Source organism: Pseudidiomarina salinarum (assembly GCF_000753715.1).
GTDB classification, from domain to species: Bacteria; Pseudomonadota; Gammaproteobacteria; order Enterobacterales; family Alteromonadaceae; genus Pseudidiomarina; species Pseudidiomarina salinarum.
The window spans coordinates 1-15,571 of record NZ_JPER01000012.1 but is presented as its reverse complement, the minus strand read 5'-3'; the positions used below and the strand labels follow the sequence as shown (position 1 = coordinate 15,571).

Here is a 15,571-nt window from a genome sequence, read left to right as displayed (position 1 = left end):
GTTTGACGCGATTAAATTTTTCTTTTGACATGACTTTTCCTTAACTTAAGTTAAAAGTCCGGTCCCTGAAGAACCGGACCAGACTCTACTTAATCTTTAGTATTCCGAGCGGCAATAACCTGCTCAGCAACGTTGTTTGGTGCTTCCGCGTACTTCAGGAATTCCATCGCATAAGATGCACGGCCCTGAGTCTGCGAGCGCAGGTCAGTAGCGTAACCGAACATTTCTGATAATGGAACTTGAGCACGAACCTCTTTCAGACCACCAGGAGCATCTTCCATGCCCTCGATGATACCGCGACGACGGTTCAGGTCACCAACTACGTCACCCATGAAGTCTTCAGGGGTAACCACTTCAACTTTCATCATTGGCTCAAGCAGTGCCGGTTTAGCTTGCAGTGCGCCTTTCTTGAACGCCATGCTACCAGCAATTTTGAATGCCATTTCAGATGAGTCGACGTCGTGGTATGAACCATCATACAGAGTCGCTTTAACACCAAGTACCGGGTAACCTGCCAGAACACCGTTCTGCATTTGTTCCTGGATACCTTTGTCGACCGCCGGAATATATTCCTTCGGTACCACACCACCAACGACTTCATTCACGAACTTATAGTTCGGAGTTTCATCGTCATTCGCGTCGAATTCCATCGGTTCCAGACGCAGCCAGACGTGACCAAATTGTCCACGACCACCAGACTGACGTACGAACTTACCTTCAACTTCCACTTTCTGGCGGATGCTTTCGCGATAAGCTACCTGAGGTTTACCAACGTTACATTCAACTTTGAATTCACGCTTCATACGGTCAACGATGATATCAAGGTGCAATTCACCCATACCAGAGATGATCGTCTGACCAGACTCTTCGTCAGTTTTAACCCGGAAAGATGGATCTTCTGCCGCCAGTTTACCCAGCGCGATACCCATTTTTTCCTGGTCAGCCTTAGTTCTTGGCTCAACCGCGATAGAGATTACCGGCTCAGGGAATTCCATCCGCTCCAGCGTGATAATGTTATTGAGATCACACAGGGTGTCACCAGTAGTTACGTCTTTCAGACCGATTGCTGCAGCGATGTCGCCCGCCAGGATCTCTTTGATCTCTTTACGGTCGTTCGCGTGCATCTGAACCATACGGCCGATACGCTCTTTTTTGCCTTTTACCGGGTTCAGTACGCTGTCACCCTGTGACAGAACGCCTGAGTAAACCCGCAAGAAGGTCAGAGTACCAACGAATGGGTCGGTCGCAATCTTAAACGCCAGCGCCGAGAACGGCTCGTTGTCGTCAGATTTACGCACGCCTTCAGATTCGTCATCCAGGATACCGCGGATTGGCTTAACTTCAGTTGGTGAAGGTAAGTATTCAATAACCGCATCCAGAACCGCCTGAACGCCTTTGTTTTTAAACGCAGAACCACACAGACAAAGAACAATTTCGCTCTTCAGTGTACGCGTACGTAAGCCGTGTTTGATTTCGGCTTCAGTCAGTTCGCCACCTTCAAGGTACTTGTTCATCAACTCGTCGTTGGCTTCAGCGGCAGCTTCGATCATCTCGCTACGATACTGCTCAGCTTCATCCAGCAGATCAGCCGGGATCTCTTCATAAGTGAAGGTCATACCGCTGTCGGCTTCGTTCCAGTTGATGGTTTTCATCTTAATTAAGTCGATGACGCCTTTGAACTCGTCTTCAGCACCGATAGGTAACTGAATAGGTACTGCATTTGCTGCTAAGCGTGATTTCAGCTGACTTATAACACGCAAAAAGTCTGCACCGGCACGATCCATCTTGTTGACGAATACCATGCGTGGTACTTCATATTTGTTGGCCTGACGCCAAACAGTTTCAGTCTGCGGCTGCACACCTGAAGAACCACACAGAACTACTACAGCACCATCAAGTACGCGCAATGAACGCTCTACTTCAATGGTAAAGTCAACGTGTCCTGGGGTGTCGATAATGTTGATGCGGTGTTCAGGGAACTGTGCATCCATACCACGCCAGAAGGAGGTTACTGCAGCAGAGGTGATAGTGATACCACGCTCCTGCTCCTGTTCCATCCAGTCTGTTGTTGCTGCACCGTCATGTACCTCACCGATTTTGTGAGACAGACCGGTGTAGAACAACACACGCTCGGTCGTGGTCGTTTTACCTGCATCTACGTGAGCTACGATACCGATGTTACGATAGCGCTCAATCGAAGTTTGTCGAGCCACAATAAAATTCCTCTAATGGTTGCTTGTGAATTACCAGCGATAATGAGCAAACGCTTTGTTTGCTTCGGCCATACGGTGGACGTCTTCGCGCTTCTTCACAGCAGAGCCTTTGTTTTCTGATGCATCCAGCATTTCACCTGCCAGACGCTGAGCCATGGATTTTTCACCCCGAGTACGCGCGGCATCAACTAACCAACGCATAGCCAGTGCATTACGACGCACAGGACGTACTTCTACAGGAACCTGGTAGGTAGAACCACCAACCCGGCGAGATTTAACCTCTACTGTAGGGCGCACGTTGTCCAATGCGACTTCAAATACTTCTAAGTGCTCTTTCTTTGACTTTTCAGCCATGATTTCAAGGGCACCGTAGATAATGTGTTCTGCGACAGATTTTTTGCCGTCAACCATGACGACATTGATGAACTTAGCCAGCAGCTCTGATCCGAACTTAGGATCTGGCAATATTTTACGCTGACCTATGACGCGTCTTCTTGGCATCTCAATTTCTCCGATTAATTCAGGGTATTACCCAAAACTTAAAATTACAGTGTTTGGCCTTACTAACGGAGAACCGTTAAGATTTGGGCCGTTTCGCGCCGTATTTAGAACGTGCTTGTCTACGGTCGTTTACGCCGGCACAGTCAAGGGCCCCGCGCACTGTGTGATAACGAACACCTGGCAAGTCTTTTACACGACCACCGCGGATAAGTACCACGGAGTGTTCTTGCAGGTTGTGACCTTCACCACCGATGTACGAAGAAACTTCGTAGCCGTTAGTCAAACGCACACGGCATACTTTACGCAGTGCCGAGTTTGGCTTCTTCGGTGTGGTTGTATAAACACGGGTACATACCCCGCGTTTTTGTGGGCAAGCCTCAAGTGCCGGAACGTTGCTTTTAACAACCGGCTTTTGACGACCTTTGCGCACCAGCTGGTTAACTGTTGCCATTCATTACTCCTGATTTTGTTGATGTCGCTCAACAGAGTGAAAAATCCAATTTCCCCCGACCACGAGCTAGCCGCCCGAAATATGGGGAGGGCGAATTTTAATGGTCATAAATTCACCTGTCAAGGAGTTAAACAAAAGAGCCAGTGCCGAAAAGGGCACTGGCTCTTTACTTTGCTTCAGACAGGCTACTGATTATTCAGCAGAATTGTCCGATTTATCGTCTTTCTGACCGGCATTTAGTGCATCCGCTAATTGCTGTTCGGCTTCTTCGGCAGTCACTTTTGGAGCGATTGTCATTTCGGCCTGTTCAGCACGCTTGCGGGCGCGCTCGCGGTGATAAGCGAAACCGGTACCGGCTGGGATCAAGCGTCCCACGATAACGTTTTCTTTCAGACCACGTAATGGGTCGTGCTTACCTTGTACCGCTGCTTCAGTCAGTACGCGGGTAGTCTCCTGGAACGATGCCGCTGAGATAAATGACTCAGTCGACAGCGACGCCTTGGTAATACCCAGCAGCTGACGCTCATAAGTGGCTGGCATTTTGCCTGCTTCTTCGGCTTTGGCGTTAGCCGCCAGCACGTCAGAGAGCTCCATCATTTCGCCTTCGAGCAGTTCGGTTTCACCCGGGCTGAGGATGATTGCTTTACGCAGCATCTGACGCACTATGGTCTCGATGTGCTTATCATTAATCTTAACACCCTGCAGACGGTAAACTTCCTGCACTTCGTTAACGATGTAGTTAGACAACGCACTTACGCCACGTAAGCGCAGAATATCATGCGGTGCTTCAGGACCATCGGCGATAACTTCACCTTTAGTCACCTGCTCACCTTCAAAGATATTCAGCTGACGCCATTTCGGAATCATCTCTTCGTAATGATCGTTACCGTCAGTTGGGGTAATGATCAGACGACGCTTGCCTTTGGTTTCTTTACCGAAGCTGACAGTACCTGACACTTCTGCCAGAATCGCTGGTTCTTTCGGACGGCGCGCTTCGAACAGGTCGGCAACTCGTGGCAGACCACCGGTAATATCCCGGGTCTTCGAGCCTTCCTGTGGAATACGTGCAACCGTATCACCAACTTTCACTTCGGCGTTATCTTCCAGGTTGATGATCGCATTACCCGGCAGGAAGTACTGCGCAGGAATGTCGGTACCGACGATGTTGACGTCTTTACCTTTCGAATCAACCAGTTTCACCATTGGTCGCATATCTTTACCGGCGCTGGTCCGTTGTCCGGTTTCCAGTACCACGATGCTGGACAAGCCAGTCAGTTCGTCGGTCTGACGGGTCATAGTGACGCCATCGATCAAGTCGACAAACTTCAGACGACCCGCTACCTCGGTAACGATTGGATGCGTGTGCGGATCCCAGTTGGCAACCACTTCGCCTTTCTCAACCGCATCGCCTTCGCCTTTCTTCAGCACGGCACCATAAGGAACCTTGTAGCGTTCGCGCTCACGACCGTATTCATCGATCAGTGTCAGTTCCGTTGAACGTGAGGTGATAACCAGATGGCCGTCACTGTTTTCAACGTACTTAGCGTTGTGTAGCTTCAGGGTACCGGCGTTTTTCACCTGTACGTTGTTGGCTGCAGAATCCCGCGATGCCGCACCACCGATGTGGAAGGTACGCATGGTCAGCTGGGTACCAGGTTCACCGATAGACTGGGCAGCGATAACACCGACTGCTTCACCCTGGTTAACCATATGGCCACGAGCCAGGTCGCGACCATAACAGTGTGAACAGACACCAAAGTCAGTATCACAGGTGATAACCGAGCGAACTTTTACTTCATCGATCGAGTTCTGCTCTAACACGTCACACATCTTCTCATCGAGTAAGGTGTTACGTGGTAACAGCACATCTTTGTCTTTGCCCGGAACCATAACGTCGTCACAAAGCACGCGACCCAGCACCCGCTCACGCAGCGGCTCTACTACGTCACCGCCTTCAATCAACGGCTTCACGAACAGGCCTTCTTCGGTACCACAGTCGTGTTCAACAATGACCACATCCTGCGCTACGTCAACCAGACGACGAGTCAGGTAACCTGAGTTCGCAGTCTTCAGTGCGGTATCGGCCAAACCTTTACGCGCACCGTGCGTTGAGATGAAGTACTGAAGTACGTTCAGACCTTCACGGAAGTTCGCGGTAATAGGTGTTTCGATGATCGAACCATCCGGCTTCGCCATCAGGCCCCGCATACCGGCTAACTGACGAATCTGTGCAGGGCTACCACGAGCGCCTGAATCAGCCATCATATAGACCGAGTTGAAGGAATCCTGAGCTTCCTGCTCACCGTCTTTGTTGGTGACAAACTCTTTCGACAAGTTATCCATCATGGCTTTGGATACTTTCTCGTTCGCCGTTGACCAGATGTCGATAACTTTGTTGTATTTCTCACCGGCGGTAACCAGACCTTGCTCGAACTGCTCCTGAATTTCTGCAACTTCTTCTTCAGCAGCTTCGATGATGGTCTTCTTCTCGTCCGGAATAACCATGTCATCAATACCAACCGACGCACCCGCGATCATCGCGTAGTGGAAACCGGTGTACATGATTTGGTCAGCAAAAATAACCGTCGGCTTCAGACCCAGATCCCGGTAGGTGGTGTTCAACAAGCGGCCGATCTGCTTTTTACCCATCGACTGGTTAATCATGCTGAAGGACAAGCCTTCTGGCAGGATCAGCGACAGAATCGCCCGGCCTACGGTGGTGTCATAGATAGTCGAGGTGTTGGTGCGCTCGCCTTCTTCGCTGATTTCAACTTCAGCCAGACGGACTTTAACCCGCGCATGCAACGCCGCCGCACCAGTGCGGTACGCTTTTTCGGCTTCTTTGGCATTTTTGAATATCATGCCTTCGCCCGGCGCGTTTACTTTCGAACGCGTCATGTAGTAGATACCTAAGACAACATCCTGTGAAGGAACGATGATAGGTTCACCACTAGCTGGCGACAGAATGTTATTGGTCGACATCATCAAGGCACGGGCTTCAAGCTGTGCTTCGAGTGTCAGCGGTAAGTGGACGGCCATTTGGTCGCCGTCAAAGTCCGCGTTATAGGCGGCACAGACCAGCGGGTGCAGCTGAATCGCTTTACCTTCAATCAGTACCGGCTCGAACGCCTGGATACCCAAACGGTGCAAAGTTGGTGCACGGTTCAGCATCACCGGGTGTTCTTTGATAACTTCGTCAAGTACGTCCCATACTTCCGGGATTTCGCGCTCAACCATCTTCTTCGCGGCTTTAATAGTGGTTGCCAGACCACGACCTTCCAGCTTGCCATAGATAAACGGCTTGAACAGTTCCAGAGCCATTTTCTTCGGCAGACCACACTGGTGCAGACGCAGTTTAGGACCAACAGTAATAACCGAACGGCCCGAGTAGTCGACCCGCTTACCAAGCAAGTTCTGACGGAAACGACCCTGTTTACCCTTGATCATGTCAGCCAGGGATTTCAGTGGGCGCTTGTTGGTACCCGTGATGGCACGACCGCGACGGCCGTTATCCAGCAAGGCATCAACCGCTTCCTGCAACATCCGCTTTTCGTTACGGACGATGATATCCGGCGCAGCCAGATCCAACAGCCGCTTCAGACGGTTGTTCCGGTTAATAACGCGGCGATACAAATCGTTCAGATCGGAAGTCGCAAAGCGGCCGCCGTCCAGTGGTACCAATGGACGCAGGTCCGGTGGCAATACTGGCAGCACTTTCAGGATCATCCACTCTGGCTTGTTGCCTGAGTAATGGAATGATTCCAGCAATTTCAGGCGCTTGCTGATTTTCTTCCGCTTGGTTTCTGAATTGGTTTCCGGCAGCTCTTCACGCAGCACTTTGATATCGGCTTCGATATCAATATGCTTGAGCAGGCTCAGAATCGCTTCAGCACCCATCTTGGCTTCGAACTCATCACCGTGTTCTTCAAGCGCATCCAGATACTCTTCTTCAGTCAGAATCTGACTGCGTTCGAGGTTGGTCATGCCGCCTTCAGTAACCACGTATGATTCAAAATACAATACCCGCTCGATATCACGCAGGGTCATATCCAGCATCAGGCCGATCCGGCTTGGCAGTGATTTCAGGAACCAGATGTGCGCAACCGGGCTCGCCAGTTCAATGTGAGCCATCCGCTCACGGCGAACTTTGGTCAGCGTGACTTCAACGCCACACTTCTCACAGATCACACCACGGTGCTTGAGGCGCTTGTACTTACCGCACAAGCACTCATAGTCTTTAACCGGGCCGAAAATCCGGGCACAAAACAGACCGTCACGCTCAGGCTTGAACGTGCGGTAGTTGATTGTTTCCGGTTTTTTAACTTCACCGAATGACCAGCTACGGATCTGATCCGGCGAGGCAAGTCCGATTTTTATCGAATCGAACTCCTCGGTCTGGTTCATCGGTTTTAAAAACTTCAATAAGTCTTTCACGATTTATCTCCTGGCAATTAGCGTCCGGTTACTCAGTCCTGGTCCAACTCGATGTTGATACCCAGCGAGCGGATTTCCTTCAGCAATACATTGAAGGATTCCGGCATACCTGCTTCCATCCGCAGATCGTTGTCGACAATGTTTTTGTACATCTTCGTCCGACCGTTTACGTCGTCCGATTTCACTGTCAACATTTCCTGCAGCGTATAAGCAGCACCGTAAGCTTCCAGTGCCCACACTTCCATCTCACCGAAGCGCTGACCACCGAACTGCGCTTTACCACCCAGCGGTTGTTGGGTAACCAAGCTGTACGAACCAGTAGAGCGCGCGTGCATCTTGTCATCAACCAAGTGGTTCAGTTTCAGCATGTACATGTAACCGACAGTTACATCACGCTCGAACCGTTCACCGGTACGTCCGTCAAATAAGGTAATCTGGCCAGATTCCGGCAAGTCACCCAGTTTCAGGAGTTCTTTAATTTCACTTTCTACAGCACCATCGAATACCGGCGTAGCCGTTGGCAGGCCTTTCTTCAAGTTGTTCGCCAGACGCATTACTTCGTCATCGCTGAACTCACTGATGTCTACGTCCTGACGGGTATTACCCAGGCTGTATACTTTCTGCAGGAAGTCTCGCATTTCTGCGACCTTCTTCTGCTCTTTGATCATGTTTTCGATCTTAGTACCTATGCCACGAGCTGCCAGTCCTAAATGGGTTTCCAGGATCTGACCGATGTTCATCCGTGACGGAACACCCAAGGGGTTCAGTACGATATCAACCGGGTTACCGTGATCGTCATAAGGCATGTCTTCAACCGGTACTATGGTCGAGATAACACCTTTGTTACCGTGACGACCAGCCAGCTTATCACCAGGCTGAATGCGACGGCGTACGGCAAGGTACACTTTAACAATTTTCAGAACGCCAGGCGCCAGATCATCACCTTGGGTGATTTTGCGACGTTTGTTCTCGAACTTGGCGTCAAAATCCTGACGGATTTCTTCATACTGCTGAGCGATCTGCTCAAGCTGTTGCTGGGCACTTTCCTTTTTCAGGTTCTGTGTCAGCCACTTGCTCTGATCCATGCTGGCCAGTTTTGATTCGTCAAAACCATTTGCCAGCAGCAGTGAACGCGCGCGCTCTAAGATACCTTTTTCAAGGATCTTGAATTCATCAGTCAGATCTTTCTTAACCTGCTTGAGCTGCATTTCTTCGATCGCGATAGCGCGCTTGTCTTTCTCAACGCCATCACGGGTAAACACCTGGACGTCAATAACAGTACCGGTGACACCGTTAGGCACACGCAGTGAGCTGTCTTTTACATCAGATGCTTTCTCACCAAATATCGCTCGCAGCAGCTTCTCTTCCGGAGTCAGCTGGGTTTCGCCTTTCGGCGTTACCTTACCAACCAGAATATCACCGCCGTTCACTTCGGCACCGACATAAACAACGCCTGACTCATCAAGCTTGTTCAGCGCAGACTCACCCACGTTCGGGATGTCTGAAGTGATTTCTTCGGCACCCAGTTTGGTATCACGCGCGACACAGTTCAGTTCCTGAATGTGAATGGTGGTCATGCGATCTTCCTGCACCACCCGCTCAGAAATCAGAATCGAGTCTTCGAAGTTGTAACCGTTCCACGGCATGAAGGCCACGCGCATGTTCTGACCAAGGGCCAGTTCGCCCATATCAGTAGACGGACCGTCAGCCAGTACATCGCCACGGGTAACCGGCTCACCAACGTTAACGTTTGGTTTCTGGTTAATACAGGTGTTCTGGTTCGACCGGGTGTATTTCACCAGGTTATAGATATCGATACCGGCTTCGCCTGGTACCATCTCTTCTTCGTTCACCTTCACCACGATACGGCTGGCGTCGACTTTATCGACCACACCGCCACGTTTAGCGACTACGGTTACACCTGAATCCACAGCTACAGTACGTTCAATACCAGTACCTACCAGCGGCTTATCAGCGCGCAGGGTTGGTACCGCCTGACGTTGCATGTTCGAGCCCATCAGTGCGCGGTTGGCATCATCGTGTTCCAGGAACGGAATCAGACTGGCCGCAATCGACACGATTTGCTGCGGAGCAACGTCCATGTACTGGACCTGCTCTTTTGACATCAGGGTAAATTCGTTCTTATGACGACATGGCACCAGATCTTCAGTCAGGGCGCCTTTATCGTTCAATGCCACGTTGGCCTGAGCGATAACGTACTGACCTTCTTCGATAGCTGACAGGTAATCCACATCATCAGTGACCACACCGTTTTCGATACGACGGTACGGGGTTTCCAGGAAACCATATTCATTGGTACGGGCAAAGGTCGCCAGTGAGTTAATCAGACCGATGTTCGGGCCTTCCGGTGTTTCGATTGGACATACGCGACCGTAGTGGGTCGGGTGTACGTCACGAACTTCGAAACCGGCACGCTCACGCGTCAGACCACCCGGCCCTAATGCAGAAATACGACGCTTGTGCGTTACTTCTGAGAGCGGGTTGTTCTGATCCATAAACTGTGACAGCTGGCTGGAACCAAAGAACTCTTTCACGGCCGCGCTGATTGGCTTGGCGTTAATCAAATCCTGTGGCATAACCGCATCCAGATCGCCCAGACTCAGGCGCTCTTTCACGGCCCGTTCAACGCGGACTAAGCCCACCCGGAACTGGTTCTCTGCCATTTCACCGACTGAACGTATACGACGGTTACCCAGGTGGTCGATATCATCGACTTCATCCAGGCCGTTACGTATTTCGATCAGCTTCTTCATCACTTCAACGACGTCTTCTTTCGAAAGCACACCGCTACCGGTCAGGTCATCGCGACCCAGACGACGGTTAAACTTCATACGACCAACTGCAGACAGATCATAACGATCGTCGCTGAAGAACAGATTCTCAAACAGATTTTCTGCTGCTTCTTTCGTTGGTGGCTCACCAGGGCGCATCATGCGATAGATTTCAACCAAAGCTTCCAGACGGTTGCTGGTTGAATCAATACGCAGGGTCTCGCTCACGTATGGACCGTGGTCCAAATCATTCATGAACAAGGTTTCAAACTTCTTAAAGCCTGCTTCGCGCAATTTCGCCAGCAGTTCAAGAGTCAGTTCAGCGTTGGCAGCACCTACAACTTCACCGGTTTTCTTGTCGGTGTAGTCTTTGGCTAATACTTTACCGACCAGATATTCCAGCGGAACTTCCATTTCTGGCTGGTTCAGGCTGGCGATCTGGCTGATATGGCGCGCGGTAATACGGCGGCCTTTTTCAACGATAACGTCACCGTCATCATTTTTAATATCGAACTTCGCAGTTTCGCCGCGCAGACGCTCTGGCACCAACTGCATAAATACTTTCTTGCCGCGGAACTGGAAATAAGTCGTATCGAAGAACATCTCAAGGATTTCTTCGGTGGAGTACTCCAGTGCACGCAGAATAATCGTCGCCGGTAATTTACGACGGCGATCGATACGTACGAACACGTTATCTTTAGGATCAAACTCGAAATCGAGCCATGAACCACGATAAGGAATAACCCGTGCGTTATACAGCACTTTACCTGACGAGTGGGTTTTACCCTTGTCATGGTCAAAGAACACACCCGGCGAACGGTGTAGCTGAGAAACAATTACGCGCTCAGTACCATTGATTACAAAGGTACCGTTTTCAGTCATCAGGGGAATTTCACCCATGTAGACTTCTTGCTCTTTAATATCTTTAACGGTGCCTGCCGCTGCTTCTTTATCATAAAGAACCAGACGCAGTTTTACCCGCAAAGGAGCTGAGTAGGTAATACCACGTACCTGACATTCACTAACGTCAAATACCGGCTTACCCAGGTGATAGCTCACATACTGTAATTCTGAGTTGCCGGAATACGCAGCAATCGGAAATACGGAGCGAAAAGCCGCTTCCAGGCCATTATTGGCCTCTGGATCCGGCTCAATGAATTTTTTAAATGAATCTAACTGGATTGACAATAAGTAAGGCACTTCAAGTACATGAGGCCGCTTACCAAAATCCTTGCGAATACGTTTTTTCTCAGAGTAGGAGTACGCCATGGGGTTCCTCAGCTAGCTGATTGATGACCCTAACCATCGAGGAGTCGATGGTTAAAAACAAACTGTTAAAGCTTGTCGTTCCCGTTTTTGTCACCGCGAGCATGCACCCCAAGAACGGGCAAAAATGATACATGCTTAACAGCGCAAAAAGGCTGGTGACCCAAAAGTCACCAGCCCCAGGCCTAAAAGGCCAAGTTTTGTTTATGCAGTTGCTTATTTAATTTCAACTTCTGCACCAGCTTCTTCAAGCTGAGTTTTTAGTGCTGCAGCGTCATCCTTGCTGATGCCTTCTTTAACGGCAACAGGCGCAGACTCAACCATTTCTTTAGCTTCTTTCAAGCCAAGACCAGTTGCTGCACGAACTGCTTTGATAGCGCCAACTTTGTTTGCGCCGGCAGCTTTCAGGATTACGTCAAATTCAGTTTGCTCTTCTGCAACTTCAGCAGCAGCAGCAGGGCCAGCAGCTACTGCAACAGCAGCAGATGCGTCAACACCGAATTTTTCTTCAGCAGCTGCAATCAGATCTACCAGATCCATTACTGGCATTTCAGCGATTGCATTCAAAATATCATCTTTAGTAAGAGCCATAACTCAAAACTCCTGGGTTATAAATTTCAATTAATTGGTTAAAAAACCAGCTTCTATTTAGCGTCTTTAATTGCTGCCAACACACGCACAAACTTAGTAGGTACTTCGTTCATAGTACGAACGAACTTACTAACAGGTGCTTTGAAGGTAGCCAGCAATTTCGCCAATGCTTCGTCACGAGTCGGAAGTGATGCAACTGCATCCAATTTATCTGCGCCCATCAGACCGTTACCGATCGATAGTGCAGTCACTTTCAGGTGCTTGTTTTCTTTAGCGAAATCTTTGAACAAACGCGCGGCAGAACCAGGCGCATCCAAAGAAAAGCCGTAAACAAGTGGACCTTTCAGTGCGGCGTCCATGTCATCGAACTGCGTATCCTGAAATGCACGCTTCGCCAGGGTGTTCCGAATAACTTTCAGATACACACCTTGCTCACGGGCTTTCCGGCGCAGCACTGTCATGTGCGCGACTTCCATTCCCCGATACTCAGCAACAGCGACGGATAGAGCCTTTGAAGCAACATCGTTAACTTCTTTAACGATTGCTTTTTTTGCTGCTAAACCTAGTGCCACTGATATCACCCCTTTTTTCGGTCCTTGGCAAAACCGCGGACCTTCGTTACACATAGGCAGACCAAAATTGCATCTGCCACGTTGCCACGGTGAATCTCTTAACCCAGAGAGTCTGAGTCGGATTACACCATCTGCGCAGGACATTAAGTGTCGCTTCAGATCCCCTTGCGGGAATCTACCGCGATACCCCTGCGGTCTTGGACGGGAGCCACTTCACTTAGCTTTACCTAAAGTGGCAGCTCCAACCCACAAACCTTATTTAAGCACCAACACTCAATGAGCTCTGGTCGATTGCAACGCCAGCACCCATAGTGGTTGATAAGCTTACTTTCTTGATAAACTGGCCTTTAGCTGTAGAAGGCTTCGCCTTCTTCAGGGCAACCAGTAATGCTTCTAAATTCTCTTTCAGGTGGTCGCTTTCGAAATCGACTTTACCGATAGTGGCGTGGATGATGCCGCCTTTATCGTTGCGATAACGAACCTGACCTGATTTCGCGTTCTTAACAGCAGTAGCGACGTCAGCAGTAACAGTACCGGTTTTCGGGTTTGGCATCAGGCCACGTGGACCTAAGATTTGACCCAACATACCAACAACGCGCATAGCGTCTGGAGAAGCGATAACGACGTCAAAATCCATCACGCCTTTTTTCACTTGCTCGGCCAGGTCTTCCATACCAACGATGTCAGCACCAGCTTCTTTCGCTTTTTCTGCGTTGGCGCCGCTGGTAAATACAGCTACGCGAACGTCACGACCAGTACCGTTTGGCAGCACAGTGGCGCCACGTACGTTCTGGTCAGATTTACGAGCGTCGATACCGAGATTAACGGCAACATCAACGCTTTCTCTGAATTTGGCAGTTGCCAGTTCTTTCAACAGGCTGACCGCTTCGCTGAATTCGTAATCACGAAGTTCAACTTTCTCGGCGATCAGGCGTGCACGTTTGCTTTGCTTAGCCATCTTACAAACCCTCCACATTCAGACCCATCGCACGGGCAGAGCCGGCGATAGTACGTACCGCTGCATCAAGGTCAGCCGCTGTTAAGTCTGGCTCTTTTACCTTGGCAATGTCTTCCAGCTGTGCACGGGTAACCGTACCTACTTTGCTGGTATTCGGACGACCTGAACCACTCTTGATGCCGGCTGCTTTTTTCAGCAGGTATGCGGCTGGAGGAGTTTTAGTAATGAAGGTGAACGAACGGTCTTCGTAGACAGAAATCTCAACCGGAACCGGAGCGCCTTTTTCAAGATCGCCAGTCGATGCGTTGAATGCCTTACAGAATTCCATGATGTTCACACCATGCTGACCCAGGGCAGGACCAACCGGTGGTGATGGGTTTGCTGCACCAGCTGCTACTTGCAGCTTGATGATAGCCTTTAACTTCTTAGCCATGTGTATTGCCTCTTGTTGTGGGTCTAACGCCTTGTAAATCGTCCATTTCTGCGGCCCCTCGGCGATTGCAGAAACGAAGAGGTGACTTACTCAAACGGCTCCCCGATATAAAAAAGGACGCGAATTATAGTCCTATTCGCACCCCAATGCAAGATCACATCGAACGTTTTTCGTCCGCTATCTGGTCGTTAAGCTTTCTCGACCTGAGCGAATTCCAGCTCGACCGGTGTGGCCCGGCCAAAGATAGAAACAGATACCGTCAGGCGGCTCTTTTCATAATCAACGCTTTCGACGGTGCCATTGAAGTCAGCAAAAGGTCCGTCGGTAACCCGTACCAGTTCACCTGGTTCAAACAAGGTTTTCGGCCGTGGCTTATCAACAGATTCCTGCAGACGGTTCAGAATGGTATCGGCTTCTTTCTGAGTAATTGGGGTTGGGCGATCCTGCTTACCACCAATAAAGCCTAATACCCGTGGGATACTTTTTACTAAGTGCCAGCTTTCTTCGTCCATGGCCATTTCAACCAGCACGTAGCCGGGAAAGAACTTGCGCTCGCTCTTGCGACGCTGACCAGCACGCATTTCGACGACTTCTTCAGTCGGCACCAGGATCTCGCCAAACTTGTCTTCCATGCCATGGATTTTGATATGCTCACGCAATGAATTGGCTACCCGACCTTCGTATCCGGAAAAAGCCTGTACCACGTACCAGCGTTTCTTGGCGGTCTCAGTCATAATTAAAACTCCAGTCCGGTGAAGAAGCCAACAACCCGCACGAGAATGGCATCCATTCCCCACAGCAGAAGTGCAATCAGGGCCGTTGCGACCACGACAATAATAGTCGTTTGCGTGGCTTCCTGACGTGATGGCCATACCACGCGGCGTATCTCAGTACGGCTTTCTTTCGCAAACGTGCGAAAACGGCGCCCTTTGTCGGTTAAACCAGCAACAACACCAGCTACGATAACCAGTAATACCACGCCAATTGCCCGGTACAGTACGGACACTTGCTCACCGTAATAGTAGTTACCTACCACTGCCGCAGCCAGCAGCGCAATAGCGACCAGCCATTTAATGCTGTCGAAAGAGCTACTTTGCGTTTCGGTATTTGCACTCATTTATTCAATCCTAGCGTTAAAAAATGCGATAGCGATCAGCTAACATCTGAAATTTGGCAGGGGTGGAGGGATTCGAACCCCCAACCGTCGGTTTTGGAGACCGCTGTTCTACCAATTGGAACTACACCCCTGCATATTCCGGCACAGACGGAATGGACGCTGTATTATACCGATCAGGCCAGTGAAAACAAGATGAGTGGGTGGATTAAAAATCAAGTGCGTAGCCCGTGGTTCTACCACGGG

At 50.1% G+C, this 15,571-nt stretch carries 11 protein-coding genes and 1 tRNA gene; all 12 read right to left on the bottom strand.

What is annotated here, in order from left to right; translation table 11 throughout:
• Positions 1 to 89 precede the first annotated feature (89 nt).
• Positions 90 to 2,213, bottom strand: coding sequence for an elongation factor G (fusA, locus tag IDSA_RS11725; protein WP_034777289.1), 2,124 nt, complete (start codon positions 2,211 to 2,213; stop codon positions 90 to 92).
• 30 nt (positions 2,214 to 2,243) lie between these two features.
• On the bottom strand, positions 2,244 to 2,714 hold the full coding sequence (rpsG, locus tag IDSA_RS11720) for a 30S ribosomal protein S7 (RefSeq protein WP_034777285.1): 471 nt from the start codon (positions 2,712 to 2,714) through the stop codon (positions 2,244 to 2,246).
• 76 nt (positions 2,715 to 2,790) lie between these two features.
• Positions 2,791 to 3,165, bottom strand: coding sequence for a 30S ribosomal protein S12 (gene rpsL, locus IDSA_RS11715; protein ID WP_034777283.1), 375 nt, complete (start codon positions 3,163 to 3,165; stop codon positions 2,791 to 2,793).
• A 192-nt stretch (positions 3,166 to 3,357) separates the two neighbouring features.
• On the bottom strand, positions 3,358 to 7,599 hold the full coding sequence (rpoC, locus tag IDSA_RS11710) for a DNA-directed RNA polymerase subunit beta' (protein WP_034777281.1): 4,242 nt from the start codon (positions 7,597 to 7,599) through the stop codon (positions 3,358 to 3,360).
• Positions 7,600 to 7,631: 32 nt separating this feature from the next.
• Positions 7,632 to 11,660, bottom strand: coding sequence for a DNA-directed RNA polymerase subunit beta (gene rpoB, locus IDSA_RS11705; protein ID WP_034777279.1), 4,029 nt, complete (start codon positions 11,658 to 11,660; stop codon positions 7,632 to 7,634).
• A 213-nt stretch (positions 11,661 to 11,873) separates the two neighbouring features.
• Positions 11,874 to 12,248 carry a 50S ribosomal protein L7/L12 gene (rplL, locus tag IDSA_RS11700; RefSeq protein WP_034777277.1) on the bottom strand — a complete coding sequence of 125 codons (375 nt, stop codon included), beginning with the start codon at positions 12,246 to 12,248 and terminating at the stop codon, positions 11,874 to 11,876.
• 53 nt (positions 12,249 to 12,301) lie between these two features.
• Positions 12,302 to 12,820 (bottom strand): 50S ribosomal protein L10, encoded by a 519-nt coding sequence (gene rplJ, locus IDSA_RS11695; RefSeq protein WP_034777275.1) that lies wholly within the window; start codon positions 12,818 to 12,820, stop codon positions 12,302 to 12,304.
• A 259-nt stretch (positions 12,821 to 13,079) separates the two neighbouring features.
• Complete coding sequence (gene rplA / locus IDSA_RS11690) at positions 13,080 to 13,778, bottom strand: 50S ribosomal protein L1 (protein ID WP_034777273.1); 699 nt, start codon at positions 13,776 to 13,778, stop codon at positions 13,080 to 13,082.
• Position 13,779: 1 nt separating this feature from the next.
• Positions 13,780 to 14,211 (bottom strand): 50S ribosomal protein L11, encoded by a 432-nt coding sequence (gene rplK, locus IDSA_RS11685; RefSeq protein WP_034777269.1) that lies wholly within the window; start codon positions 14,209 to 14,211, stop codon positions 13,780 to 13,782.
• Between the two features lie 188 nt (positions 14,212 to 14,399).
• On the bottom strand, positions 14,400 to 14,945 hold the full coding sequence (gene nusG, locus IDSA_RS11680; RefSeq protein ID WP_034777268.1) for a transcription termination/antitermination protein NusG: 546 nt from the start codon (positions 14,943 to 14,945) through the stop codon (positions 14,400 to 14,402).
• Positions 14,946 to 14,947: 2 nt separating this feature from the next.
• Complete coding sequence (gene secE, locus IDSA_RS11675) at positions 14,948 to 15,328, bottom strand: preprotein translocase subunit SecE (protein WP_034777267.1); 381 nt, start codon at positions 15,326 to 15,328, stop codon at positions 14,948 to 14,950.
• A 54-nt stretch (positions 15,329 to 15,382) separates the two neighbouring features.
• Positions 15,383 to 15,459, bottom strand: a tRNA-Trp gene (locus IDSA_RS11670).
• Between the last annotated feature and the right edge of the window lie 112 nt (positions 15,460 to 15,571).

What these genes read in the sequence shown, in the direction of transcription:
- rpsG (WP_034777285.1), bottom strand. Translation starts at nt 2,714, where the DNA reads ATGCCAAGAAGACGCGTCATAGGTCAGCGTAAAATATTGCCAGATCCT.
- rpsL (WP_034777283.1), bottom strand. Translation starts at nt 3,165, where the DNA reads ATGGCAACAGTTAACCAGCTGGTGCGCAAAGGTCGTCAAAAGCCGGTT.
- rpoB (WP_034777279.1), bottom strand. Translation starts at nt 11,660, where the DNA reads ATGGCGTACTCCTACTCTGAGAAAAAACGTATTCGCAAGGATTTTGGT.
- rplL (WP_034777277.1), bottom strand. Translation starts at nt 12,248, where the DNA reads ATGGCTCTTACTAAAGATGATATTTTGAATGCAATCGCTGAAATGCCA.
- rplA (WP_034777273.1), bottom strand. Translation starts at nt 13,778, where the DNA reads ATGGCTAAGCAAAGCAAACGTGCACGCCTGATCGCCGAGAAAGTTGAA.
- rplK (WP_034777269.1), bottom strand. Translation starts at nt 14,211, where the DNA reads ATGGCTAAGAAGTTAAAGGCTATCATCAAGCTGCAAGTAGCAGCTGGT.
- nusG (WP_034777268.1), bottom strand. Translation starts at nt 14,945, where the DNA reads ATGACTGAGACCGCCAAGAAACGCTGGTACGTGGTACAGGCTTTTTCC.
- secE (WP_034777267.1), bottom strand. Translation starts at nt 15,328, where the DNA reads ATGAGTGCAAATACCGAAACGCAAAGTAGCTCTTTCGACAGCATTAAA.